Here is an 11921-nt window from a genome sequence, read left to right on the forward strand (position 1 = left end):
GTCTCTCCCGTCGTCGGCTGTCCGCGGCGGTCGGGCGTCCGGGACGCGGGGCCGTTCGCTGGTGCGGAGGGTCAGGGACCCCGCCGGGTGGTCAGAGCGGGTGGGCGGTGCAGGGAGGACCGGTGGGTCCGACGGGTGGGTCAGCAGCGGAGGGGACGGACCCGGTACGCGCCCGTCCCGGCCTCCATACCCGTGCTGCCGGGCGGCCTCACGGGTCGGTCGTGCTCGGGGCAGCGCTGGCCCGGTTCCGACGTCGCCGACCGACCGGGATCACCGGTCAGCCGACGACGAGCGTACACAGCGACGTCACCGGCGCGACACGGCGATCCGGTGTCGCGCATGTCTCTCCTGGCGGCCGCCGGGGGGCCGGTCGGTCAGCGCCCGGGGGGTGCGCTGCCTCCTTCGTCGGCCTCCGGGGCCGGCTGGTCCGCGGCCGGCGCGCTGGCCGGCTCGGCCGCCCGCTCCCGCGCCCGGGGACCGCCGCCCTCGGCGCCCCGGGTGATCACCTCGCGGGGCCGGCCGCGCTGCCACACCAGGTAGGCGACGGCCAGCAGGCCCACGACGACCGAGGTGAAGACGTTCAGCCGCACCCCGAAGAACTGCTCCGCGGTGTCGATCCGCAGCATCTCGATCCACAGCCGGCCGGCGCAGTAGGCGGCCACGTACAGCGCGAACGCCCGCCCGTGGGAGAGCCGGAAACGGCGGTCGGCCCAGATCACCAGGACGGCGACGCCGACGTCCCACAGCAGCTCGTACAGGAAGGCCGGGTGGAAGGTGCCCAGGACCAGCGGCTGACCGTCCTCACCGGTCAGCGCGCGACCGGCGGAGGCGTCCCAGCGGTAGATGGTCAGCGCCCACGGGAGGTCGGTGGCCCGGCCGTACAGCTCGTTGTTGAACCAGTTGCCCAGCCGCCCCACCGCCTGAGCCAGCACGATCCCGGGGGCGATGGCGTCGGCGAAGGCCGGCAGCGGGATCCCCCGCCGCCGGCAGCCGATCCAGGCGCCGAGCGCGCCGATGGAGATGGCACCCCAGATGCCCAGCCCGCCCTCCCAGATGGCGAAGGCCCGCAGCGGGTCGCCGTCCTCGCCGAAGTACGGCTCCGGGGTGGTGAGCACGTGGTACAGGCGCCCACCGACGATCCCGAACGGCACCATCCAGACGGCGATGTCGAGCACGTCGCCCGGAGCACCACCGCGGGCCACCCACCGGCGCTCGGACAGCCAGCACGCCACCACGATCCCGGCGATGATGCACAACGCGTACGCCCGCAGCGGGAACGGCCCCAGCTCCCAGACGCCCTGGGCGGGGCTGGGGATCGCGGCGAGCGCCGTCATGTCATCTCCCGTTCGCTCCCGCGGGGCGCTCCGCTCCTCGCTCGTTCCTCGCTGCGATGCTCACGCCCCTGTCCGCTCACGCAGGCACCACCGGACGGCGGCGCACGCCCTCGGCGAGGTCTTCCGACAACGCCCGCACGCCGGCCGGCCCGCGGCCCTCCAGCAGCTCCCGGACGTAGGCCGACCCGACGATGACGCCGTCGGCGAAGGCGGCCACCTCGGCGGCCTGGTCCCCGTCGGAGACGCCCAGGCCCACGCACACCGGCACCTCGGCGACCTCGCGGGTGCGCGCCACCAGCCGCTCGGCGGCGTGGCCCACGGTCGCCCGGGTCCCGGTGACGCCCATCGTGGAGGCGGCGTAGACGAACCCGCGGCACGCGGCGGCGGTGGCGGCCAGCCGGGCGTCGGTCGACGACGGGGCGACCAGGAACACCCGGTCCAGCCCGGTGCGGTCGGTGGCCGCGATCCACGGGGCGGCCTCGTCGGGGATGAGGTCGGGCGTGATCGCCCCGGCTCCCCTGGCGGCGGCCAGGTCGTCGGCGAACCGGTCGACCCCGTAGCGCTCGATGGGGTTCCAGTAGCTCATCACCACGGGGACGGCGCCGGACTCCGCCACCGCCGAGACGGCGCGGAACACGTCGCGCATGCCGACCCCGGCCCGCACGGCGACGTCGACCGCCTGCTGGATGACCGGCCCGTCCATGCCCGGGTCGGAGTACGGCATCCCGATCTCGACGACGTCGGCGCCGCCCTCGACCGCGGCGACCATGGCCTCGATCGAGCCCGGGACGTCGGGGTAGCCGACCGGCAGGTAGGCGATCAGCGCCGACCGGCCCTCCGCGCGGGCAGCGGTGATACGGGTGGCCAGCAGACTGCCTCGACTCCGGACTCGCTCCGCTCCTGGCTCGCTGGCGCTCGCTGCGATGCTCACTCGCCCGTCGTCCTCGGTCTTGCTCACGCCTGCTCCCCCGCGTCCTGGCCGGCGACGGCCTCGTCGTTGCTGACCGCGCCCTCGGTGGGTTGCTGGTCGGTGTCCAGGCCGGGGCCGGGGTCGACCTCCGCGTGGTCGCCAAGCCCGAACCACCGGGACGCGGTCTCCACGTCCTTGTCGCCGCGGCCGGAGAGGTTCACCAGCAGCACCGCGTCCGGCCCGAGCTCCCGCCCGACCTGCATGGCGCCGGCCAGGGCGTGCGCGGACTCGATGGCCGGGATGATGCCCTCGGTGCGGCACAGCAGCGCGAAGGCCTCCATCGCCTGCGTGTCGGTGACCGGGCGGTACTCGGCCCGGCCGATGTCGTGCAGGTACGCGTGCTCGGGGCCCACGCCCGGGTAGTCCAGGCCGGCGGAGATCGAGTGCGACTCGATGGTCTGGCCGTTCTCGTCCTGCAGCAGGTAGGACCGCGCGCCGTGCAGCACCCCGGGGTCGCCCCCGGTGATCGAGGAGGCGTGCCGGCCGGTCTCCACGCCGTCCCCACCGGCCTCCAGGCCGATCAGCCGGACGCCGTCGTCGGGCACGAAGGCGGTGAAGATCCCGATCGCGTTCGACCCGCCGCCGACGCACGCCAGGACGACGTCGGGCAGCGCGCCCTCGCGCTCCAGCAGCTGGGCGCGGGCCTCGTCGCCGATGACCCGCTGGAAGTCGCGGACCATCTCCGGGAACGGGTGCGGGCCGGCGACGGTGCCGAAGACGTAGTTCGTCGTCTCGACGTTGGTGACCCAGTCCCGGAACGCCTCGTTGATCGCGTCCTTGAGGGTGCGCGACCCGGTGGTCACCGGGATCACCTCGGCCCCGAGCAGCCGCATGCGCGCGACGTTGAGCGCCTGGCGCCGGGTGTCCTCCTCGCCCATGTAGACGGTGCAGGACAGGCCCATCAGGGCCGCGGCGGTCGCCGTCGCCACGCCGTGCTGACCGGCGCCGGTCTCGGCGATCACCCGCGTCTTGCCGATCCGCCGGGTGAGCAGCGCCTGGCCGAGCACGTTGTTGATCTTGTGGGAGCCGGTGTGGTTGAGGTCCTCGCGCTTGAGGATCACCCGGGCGCCGCCGCAGTGCTCGGCGAACCTCGGCACCTCGGTGATCGGGCTGGGCCGTCCGGTGTAGTCCCGCTGCAGCGCGGCGAACTCCTCGAGGAACAGCGGGTCCACGCGCATCGCCGCGTAGGCCTCGGTGAGGTCGTCGAGCGCGGCGATCAGCGCCTCGGGGACGAACCGGCCGCCGTAGGGACCGAAGTGCCCGGTCGCGTCCGGCCACTCCGGGCGCGCCGTGGCGTCGGGGACGTCAGGGGCCGGAGGGTGCGCGGAGAGGGTCACGCCCTCCAGTGTCCCGCGCGCGGGTCAGCGGGTGGTGCGCGGGGTGGCCGGATGGGATCCGGCCGTGACCAGGTCGGCCACCGCCTGGCGGGGGTCGCCGGCGGTCACCAGGCCCTCGCCGACGAGCACGGCGTCGGCGCCGGCGCCGGCATAGCTGATCAGGTCGTGCGGGCCGCGGACGCCGGACTCGGCGACCTTGACCACCTCGCTGGGCAGCCCCGGGGCGATCCGCTCGAAGGTGGACCGGTCGACCGTCAGCGTGGTCAGGTCGCGGGCGTTCACCCCGATGACCGAGGCCCCGGCGGCCAGCGCCCGGTCGGCCTCGGCCTCGCTGTGCACCTCGACCAGGGCGGTCATCCCGAGGGACTCGACCCGCTCGAGCAGTCCGGTGAGCACCGGCTGGTCGAGGGCGGCGACGATGAGGAGGACGAGGTCCGCGCCGTGCGCCCGGGCCTCGTGCACCTGGTAGCTGCTGACCACGAAGTCCTTGTTGAGCACCGGGACGCCGACCGCCGCCCGGACCGCGGCGAGGTCGGCGTGGGAGCCACCGAACCGGCGCCCCTCGGTGAGCACGCTGATCACCCGGGCACCGCCGGCGGCGTACTGGGCGGCGAGCGCGGCCGGGTCGCTGATCTCGGCCAGCGCGCCCTTGCTCGGGCTGCGGCGCTTGACCTCGGCGATCACACCGACCCCCGGTGCCCGCAGGGCGGCCAGCGCGTCGAGCGCCGGGCGCGCGTCGCGGGCTCTCGCCTGGACCTCGGCCAGCGGGTTGGCGGCCTGCCGCGCCTCGACGTCCTCGCGGACGCCGGCGACGATGTCGTCGAGGACGCTCATGACCCTCCTCGGAAACCCCTCAGGATGTGCCACGCGGCGACTGCCCACCACCTGGACCCGTGAGTTCACTGTAGTGAGGCCGGTCCCCTCCCCTGCCCGGGGGCCGGGTGACGTGCCGGGGCAGCCCCGGTGTAGAAGAAGGCCCCCGGCCTCCTCACTCTGTCGGGTCCTCGCCCCGGTCCAGCGCCTTCCAGGCGGCCTGGTGGCGGTCCTCGTCGGTCTGCGGCCGGGTGGTCGCGGCAGCCGCCGGAGCGGCTCCGGGCGCCGCCGCCGTCCGCTCGTACCGGCGTCCCATGCCCGGCCAGGCGCGGCCGCGCAGCACCACCAGGACCGCGGCCAGCACCGCGACCACCCCCGCCACCAGGGCGACGGCGGGCCACGTCCGCACCGGGTCGCTGAGCACCTCGGCGGACCCGAGCCCGACCCCGGCGCCGAGGTCGGCGGCCGCCACGCCCAGCGAGCCGGTGACGCCGCGCAGCCCCGACCAGGCCAACGTCCCGCCGGCCGCGGCGACGAGGAGCCCGACGACGAGCCGGCCGGCGCCGCGGACGGCGATCACCGCCACCGCGGCGGCGAGCAGCAGCAGCCCGCAGGCGGTCACCAGCGGCGCCGCCGTCGCCCCGGTCAGCGTCTCCGCCGTGGGCGGCAACGGGGGCTGGCGCTCCACGGTGACCTCGGCCCACGGCTGGGACGACGAGGACAGCGCCAGCCCCCCGGCCACCGCGCAGCCGAGGACGGCGAGCGTCAGCTCGCGGCCCTGCCCGCTCACCCTGTCGACTGGTTCGCTCCCGCGGGGCGCTCCGCTCCTCGCTCGTTCCTCGCTGCGATGCTCACGCCCCTGTCCGCCCACCCTGTCGACTGGTTCGCTCCCGCCGGGCGCTCCGCTCCTCGCTCGTTCCTCGCTGCGATGCTCACGCCCCTGTCCGCTCACCGGAGCTCCCGCAGGCCCTCCGCCGTCGCGATCGCCGACAGCACCGCCCGGGCCTTGTGCCGGGTCTCGGCCTCCTCGGTGGCCGGCACGCTGTCGGCGACGATCCCCGCGCCCGCCTGGACGTACGCCCGGCCGGCGTGCAGCACCGCGGTGCGGATGGCGATCGCCATGTCCATGTCGCCGCTGGCGTCGACGTAGCCGACCGTGCCGGCGTACAGCGCCCGCCGAGTAGGCTCCAGCGACTCGATGACCTCCATCGCGCGCGGCTTGGGCGCGCCGGAGACGGTGCCCGCCGGGAAGGTGGCGTCGAAGACGTCCAGCGCGTCCCGGTCGGGGTCGACCTGCCCCGCCACGGTGGAGACCAGGTGCATGACGTGGCTGTACCGCTCGACCCGCATGAAGTCCGCGACCTCGACGGTGCCCGGCACGCTGACCCGGCCCAGGTCGTTGCGGGCGAGGTCGACCAGCATCACGTGCTCGGCCCGTTCCTTCGGGTCGGCCAGCAGCTCCTCGGTGAGGCGGACGTCCTCCTCCGGGGTGGCCCCGCGCGGGCGGGTGCCGGCCGGCGGGTGCACGACCGCCCGGGACCCGGTCACGGTGACCAGCGCCTCCGGCGAGGAGCCGACGACGTCGAACGGCGACTCCCGTCCGGCGAAGCGCAGCAGGTACATGTACGGCGAGGGGTTGGTGGCCCGCAGCACCCGGTAGAGGTCCAGCGCGTCGACGTCGGTGTCCAGCTCGAACCGCTGGCTGAGCACCGTCTGGAACACGTCGCCGGCGCGGATGTGCTCGCGGATCCGCTCCACCCCGGCCTCGTACACGCCCAGGGCCATGTTGCTGGCGACCGGCGGCGCGTCGGCGGTGGCGAGCATGGCCACGCCCGGCGGCACCGCCTTGGTCAGGTCCGCCGCCATCGCGTCCAGCCGGGTGACCGCGTCGTCGTAGGCGTCGGCCGAGCCGCCCACCACGTTGGCGATGAGCAGCACCGTGCCGTCGGTGTGGTCCAGGACCGCGAGGTCGGTGACCAGCATCAGCGAGAGCTCGGGCATGCCGAGGTCGTCGGTGGCGGTCTGCGGCAGCCGCTCGAGCCGCCGGACGACGTCGTAGCCCAGGTACCCGACCAGCCCGCCGGTCAGCGGGGGCAGGCCGGGCGTCCGCGGGGAGCGCAGACGCCGGGCCAGGGTGCGGACGGCGGCCAGCGGATCGGCGGGCAGGTCGTCGGTGAGCCCGGGCAGCGGGTCCCCGAGCCACTGCGCCGTCCCGTCCCGCTCGGTGAGCACGCCGGCGCTGCGGACGCCGACGAAGCTGTACCGCGACCACTGCTTGCCCTGCTCGGCCGACTCCAGCAGCACCGTGCCGGGGCGGCCGCCGGCGAGCTTGCGGTAGATCCCGACGGCGGTCTCGCTGTCGGCGAGCAGCCGCCGGGTGACCGGGACGACCGGCGCGGTCCGCTCGGCGAACTCCGCGCGGGAGGGCGTGGTGTCACCGAGCCGCACGGCTGACCTCCAGGTCGCGGTGGAAGCAGCTGCGCTCGCCGGTGTGGCAGGCCGGGCCCTCCTGGTCGACGAGCAGCAGCAGCGCGTCCCCGTCGCAGTCCAGCCGGACGTCGCGCACCCACTGCCGGTGGCCGGACGTCTCGCCCTTCACCCAGTACTCCCGCCGGCTGCGCGACCAGTAGGTGGCCCGGCCGGTGGTGAGTGTGCGGTGCAGCGCCTCGTCGTCCATCCAGGCGACCATCAGCACCTCACCGGTGTCGTGCTGCTGGACGACGGCGGCGACCAGCCCGGCCGGGTCGCGGCGCAGGAGGACGGCGACCGCGGGGTCGAGCGCGGTGTCGGGGGCGGGGGCGGACATGCCGCGATCGTCCCACCCGGTCAGACCGCGCCGGTCATCCCCCGGCGTCCCGGGGCCCGCGCTGCCCAGGCCCGCGCCTCAGGCAAGACGGTGCAGCCACCGGCCGCGAGTGCCAGGGCCGCGAAGACCACCGGCACCGACAGCGCCGCGTCGGACACCGGCACCGCGGTCACGTCACCGAGGACGACGGCCCAGTAGATCGACAGCGCCACCTGCGCGGCGGCGGCGCCCCGGAGCCAGCGGGGCCGGCCGCGCAGCTCCTGCACGCCCGCGGTCACCAGCGCCCCGACGACGGCGAGCTGCACCAGCGCGATCCAGGGCCCCAGCCCGGCCGCCGGGCCGTCGACCACGGCCAGCAGGGCGCTGAACACCATCGCGTAGACGGTGCCCAGCGCGACGAAGCCGGCGGAGACGAAGGCCAGCACCGCTGCCGTGATCACCACGCCGGGGCGGCGGGGCGGCCGCACCCACCCCGGCGCCGGCCAGCCGGATCCCGGCGGCCAGCCGGACGCCGGCGGCCAGGGCGGCGGGGGCCACTGCTGCGGCGGCGGTGGCTGCCACCGCGGCGGTCCGCTGTACGGCGGCACCGCGTCCCAGTCCGGGCCGCTCACAACGCGGCCGCCAGCGCGCGGCCGGCCGTCCGGCCGGAGAACAGGCAGCCGCCGAGGAAGGTGCCCTCCAGCGACCGGTAGCCGTGCATGCCCCCGCCGCCGAACCCGGCGACCTCCCCGGCGGCGTACAGGCCGGGCACCTGGGCACCGCCGGGGCGCAGCACCCGGGCGTCGAGGTCGGTCTCCAGGCCGCCGAGGGTCTTGCGGGTGAGCAGGTTGAGCCGGACGGCGATGAGCGGCCCGGCCTCGGGGTCCAGCAGCCGGTGCGGCCGGGCCACCCGGATCAGCCTGTCGCCGAGGAAGGTGCGGGCCTGGCGGATGGCGGTGAGCTGCAGGTCCTTGGTGAACGGGTTGGCGATCTCCCGGTCGCGGGCCACGACGTCCCGCTCGACGGTCGCCAGGTCCAGGTGCGGGGCGTCCCCGGTGAGCCGGTTCATCCCGGCGACCAGTTCGGGCAGCGTCCGGGCGACGACGAAGTCCTCCCCGCGGTCGAGGAAGGCCTGCACCGGGGCGGCCGCGCCGCTGCGCACCCGGGTGAGCAGGAGCCGGACGTCCTTGCCGATGAGGTCGGGGTTCTGCTCGGACCCGGAGAGGGTGAACTCCTTCTCCACGATCTTCCGGGTGAGCAGGAACCAGGTGTGCTCGTACCCGGTCGTGCCGATGTGGGCCAGCGTGCCGAGGGTGTCGAAGCCGGGGAACAGCGGCACGGGCAGCCGGGTGCCGGTGGCGTCCAGCCACAGCGAGCTGGGCCCGGGCAGGATCCGGATGCCGTGCCGGTCCCACACGGGGCTGTGGTTGGCGATGCCCTCGGTGTAGTGCCACATCCGGTCGGGGTTGATCACGTTGCCGCCGGCGTCCCGGGTGATCTCCAGCATCCGGCCGTCGACGTGCGCGGGGACGCCGGAGAGCAGCCGCTTCGGGACCGGGCCGAGCCGCGCGGGCCAGTTGGCGCGCACCAGGTCGGGGTTGCCGCCGATGCCGCCGGAAGTGACGACGACGGCCTGTGCCGACAGCTCGAACTCGCCGGCCTCGACCCGGGAGCTCGCCATCCCCCGCTCGGCGTCGCTCGGCTCCAGGACCGCGCCGCGCACGCCGGTCACGACGCCGTCGGTGACGACCAGCCCGTCGACCCGGTGCCGGTACCGGACGTCGACCAGCCCCCGGGCCGCGGCGTCGGCGACCCGCCGGGCAAAGGGCGCGACCACGCCCGGGCCGGTGCCCCAGGTGACGTGGAAGCGCGGCACCGAGTTGCCGTGGCCGGTGGCGGTGTAGCCGCCGCGCTCGGCCCACCCGACCACCGGGAAGAACCGGACGCCCTGGGCGTGCAGCCACGCACGCTTCTCCCCCGCGGCGAACTGCAGGTAGGCCTCGGCCCACCGCCCCGGCCAGTGGTCCTCCGCGCGGTCGAAGCCGGCGGTGCCGAACCAGTCCTGCCGGGCGAGCTCGAGCGAGTCACGGACCCGCAGCCGTCGCTGCTCGGGGGTGTCGACGAGGAACAGGCCGCCGAAGGACCAGTGCGCCTGACCACCGAGGGAGGCGGCCGGCTCCTGCTCCAGGAGCAGCACCGTCCGGCCGGCGTCGGCGAGCTCGGCGGTGGCGACCAGTCCGGCCAGCCCCGCGCCCACCACGATCACGTCCGCGTCGATGCCCACGCCCGGACGCTAGCGGGCGCGCCGCGCCGCGCCGCGCAGCCGGGCCAGCGGCCCCGCGCGGGTCGGGCGGCGGGGCCGGGTCCACTCCCGGACCGCCCGCTGCCGGCTGAGCACCAGACCGGTGAGCGGGGCGACCGCCAGCAGCACCGCGACCCCGGCCGCCGTCCCGGTGCCGAGCACGGCGAACAGCGACCCCAGCCCCAGCAGCCCGAGCAGTGGCAGCGCGCAGGCCCAGGCGAGCACCGCGGAACCCCAGCCGGTCCCGCGCCACACCATCCCGGCGGCGAGCACCGCTCCTGCCAGCAGCGCGGCGGGGAGCAGCAGGTACCAGCCCCAGCCGCGGTCGGCGTCCCAGAGCAGCCACCCGAAGTAGCCGACCTCGACGGCCACCAGCAGGGCGACGACGGCGGCGAACGGGGCGGCGAGCGGGCGGGCACGCGTCGGCGACGGCATGCCCGGGAGGGTAGGTCGCGACCCCGGACGCCGGCTGGGGAGCTGGCTGCACGCTCGCTGTCATCCCTCAGCCTCGAGCAGGACGACGTCGAGGGCGTCGAGGACGACCGGATCGGAGATCACGTCGACGGCCGTGATCCGGTCGCCCGGGACGACGAACTCCAGCGCCCCGCGCAACCGCCCATCCGGCGCGAACACGGCGCCGGCGGCCCCGTCGAGCAGCGCAGCGCGCGCGGCCTGCGCCTTTCCGAGGAAGGCGCGAGCGACCGCCGCGTCGCCCCGGAGCCGCTCGAGCCCACCGAGCTCCGGGACCGCGGCGTCCGCGCGGAGCACGACCTCCGGGTCGAGCACGGCCAGCAGCCGCGCGAAGTCGCCCCCGCGCGCGGCGGCGAGGAATGCGTGCACCACCTCCCGGCTGCGCGCGGCGTCCGCCGGGCGGGTGGCGTCCGGAGCCGCGCCGTGCACCCGGTGCCGGGCGCGGCTCGCCAACTGGCGCGCCGCGACCGGGCTGCGGTCGAGCACCGCCGCGATGTCGTCGAACGGGACGGCGAAGAGGTCGTGCAGCACGAAGGCGAGCCGCTCCGGCGGGGTCAGCGTGTCGAGCACGGCGAGGAGTGCCAGGCCGAGGGAATCGGCCAGCACCGCTTCGCCTTCCGGCTCCGCCCCGCCCGCGGGGTCCGACGGGTGCAGCTCCAGCGGCTCCTCGCGCCGCACGCCGCGGCGACGCAGCACGTCGAGGCAGACCCGGCCGACGACCGTGGTGAGCCAGCCGCCGAGGTTCTCCACCCCGGCGGACCCGGAGCGCTGCAGACGCAGCCATGCCTCCTGGACGGCGTCGTCGGCCTCGTCCGGGGAACCGAGCATCCGGTGCGCGACCGCCCGCAGGTGCGGGCGGTGCACCTCGAACTGCTGGGCCAGCAGCAGCAGCTGCGCTCGGGCCGCGTCCTCGCTCACCGGTCACATCCTCCCGTCGCGCACCGTCAGTGTGGTGACGGCGCCGTCCGCGGCGATGTGACAGCCAGTTCGAGAGGAACCCGATGCCCCCCGACTTCAGCAGCCGCGTCCTCCTGCGTGGTGAGGACAGCAGCGGCCACCTGTCCGTCGTCGAGATCGTGGTCCCGGCGGGTAGCGCGGGCCCGCCGCTGCACAGGCACGACTTCGACGAGACCTTCTACGTGGTGGAGGGCGAGCTCGTCTTCCGCGTCGGCGACGGGCTCCTGGCCCGCGCCCCGGGACAACTGGCCGTCGCTCCCCGCGGCGTCGCGCATGCACTCGCCAACCGCGGGGACACCCCCGCGCGATACCTGCTCGTGTGCACGCCGGCCGGCTTCGAGCGCCACTTCGCCCGGACAGCCGCGCGAGCGAGCGGCACCGAGCCGCCGCCGTGGGCGCTGCAGCCGGTCCCGGACGTGGTCCCCCTCGGTCCGCCCATCCTCCAGGAGGTCGTCGACCGCCTCGCGTGACGTGCCCGGGGTGCCGCGCGGGAGGCGGCCGGTGGCGGCGGACGCGGCCTCAGTCCCGGGACTGCCGGGCGAGCCTGCGGGCTGCTGTCCAGCGGCGGACGCCGGGCAGCACGGTGAACAGCGCGGTCAGCCCGGGCAGGACCCAGACGGCGACCAGGGTGCTGCCGGTGCCGTCGCCGAGCGTGCCGTCGAGGATGCCCCAGACGACCACCAGCGCGAGCCCGGCGGCCGGCAGGAAGAGCGCCAGCCACGACCGGCCGAGCAGCAGCAGGAGCACGCCGACCAGCAGCCACAGCGCGAGCACCGCCGGCAGCGCGACGAACAGCCAGGCGCCGTCGTCCAGCTGGCCGTTGGAGAAGGCCAGGGCGATCACCCCGAAGAAGGCGACGGCCAGCGCGCTGAGGACGGCGAGCGGCACGGCCAGCAGCGCCGGCCACGGAGGGCGGCGACGGACGGGGGCACTGGGGGCGGACACGCCGGGC

General features: G+C 75.9%; 13 protein-coding genes. 1 reads left to right on the top strand and 12 read right to left on the bottom strand.

Annotation, left to right across the window (positions count from 1 at the left end; translation table 11 throughout):
• Positions 1-374: 374 nt before the first annotated feature.
• The 11 genes from lgt to HK417_RS04445 form a co-directional block, all read right to left on the bottom strand.
• On the bottom strand, positions 375-1334 hold the full coding sequence (gene lgt, locus HK417_RS04395; protein WP_222263730.1) for a prolipoprotein diacylglyceryl transferase: 960 nt from the start codon (positions 1332-1334) through the stop codon (positions 375-377).
• 76 nt (positions 1335-1410) lie between these two features.
• Positions 1411-2292 (bottom strand): tryptophan synthase subunit alpha, encoded by an 882-nt coding sequence (gene trpA / locus HK417_RS04400; protein WP_222263732.1) that lies wholly within the window; start codon positions 2290-2292, stop codon positions 1411-1413.
• Entirely contained in the window at positions 2289-3641 is a 1353-nt protein-coding gene (gene trpB, locus HK417_RS04405; RefSeq protein ID WP_222263734.1) for a tryptophan synthase subunit beta, read from the bottom strand. The genes trpA and trpB overlap by 4 nt, the downstream gene beginning before the upstream one ends.
• Positions 3642-3665: 24 nt before the next feature.
• Positions 3666-4475: an indole-3-glycerol phosphate synthase TrpC gene (gene trpC, locus HK417_RS04410; RefSeq protein ID WP_222263736.1), complete on the bottom strand. Its 810-nt coding sequence runs from the start codon at positions 4473-4475 to the stop codon at positions 3666-3668.
• 154 nt (positions 4476-4629) lie between these two features.
• Positions 4630-5244, bottom strand: coding sequence for a TIGR02234 family membrane protein (locus tag HK417_RS04415; protein WP_222263738.1), 615 nt, complete (start codon positions 5242-5244; stop codon positions 4630-4632).
• Between the two features lie 158 nt (positions 5245-5402).
• Entirely contained in the window at positions 5403-6902 is a 1500-nt protein-coding gene (locus HK417_RS04420; RefSeq protein WP_222263740.1) for an anthranilate synthase component I, read from the bottom strand.
• Positions 6889-7260 carry a phosphoribosyl-AMP cyclohydrolase gene (gene hisI, locus HK417_RS04425; RefSeq protein WP_222263742.1) on the bottom strand — a complete coding sequence of 124 codons (372 nt, stop codon included), beginning with the start codon at positions 7258-7260 and terminating at the stop codon, positions 6889-6891. The genes HK417_RS04420 and hisI overlap by 14 nt, the downstream gene beginning before the upstream one ends.
• Positions 7261-7280: 20 nt before the next feature.
• Positions 7281-7871: a hypothetical protein gene (locus tag HK417_RS04430; RefSeq protein ID WP_222263745.1), complete on the bottom strand. Its 591-nt coding sequence runs from the start codon at positions 7869-7871 to the stop codon at positions 7281-7283.
• Positions 7868-9523, bottom strand: coding sequence for an FAD-binding dehydrogenase (locus HK417_RS04435; protein WP_222263747.1), 1656 nt, complete (start codon positions 9521-9523; stop codon positions 7868-7870). Before HK417_RS04435 ends, HK417_RS04430 begins: the two co-directional genes overlap by 4 nt.
• 9 nt (positions 9524-9532) lie before the next feature.
• The gene (locus tag HK417_RS04440) at positions 9533-9976 is read right to left on the bottom strand and encodes a hypothetical protein (RefSeq protein ID WP_222263749.1); all 444 of its coding nucleotides are present in this window, start codon (positions 9974-9976) and stop codon (positions 9533-9535) included.
• A 60-nt stretch (positions 9977-10036) separates the two neighbouring features.
• Positions 10037-10930, bottom strand: coding sequence for a sigma-70 family RNA polymerase sigma factor (locus tag HK417_RS04445; protein WP_308123364.1), 894 nt, complete (start codon positions 10928-10930; stop codon positions 10037-10039).
• Between the two features lie 83 nt (positions 10931-11013).
• On the opposite strand from HK417_RS04445, the gene HK417_RS04450 reads away from it, so the two are divergent.
• Positions 11014-11439, top strand: a complete 426-nt coding sequence (locus tag HK417_RS04450; protein WP_222263751.1) for a cupin domain-containing protein — start codon at positions 11014-11016, stop codon at positions 11437-11439.
• A gap of 49 nt (positions 11440-11488) precedes the next feature.
• On the opposite strand, the gene HK417_RS04455 is transcribed toward HK417_RS04450, so the two are convergent.
• Positions 11489-11914, bottom strand: coding sequence for a hypothetical protein (locus HK417_RS04455; protein WP_222263753.1), 426 nt, complete (start codon positions 11912-11914; stop codon positions 11489-11491).
• Positions 11915-11921: the final 7 nt, after the last annotated feature.

The organism is Modestobacter marinus (assembly GCF_019799945.1).
Classification (GTDB): domain Bacteria; phylum Actinomycetota; class Actinomycetes; order Mycobacteriales; family Geodermatophilaceae; genus Modestobacter; species Modestobacter marinus_B.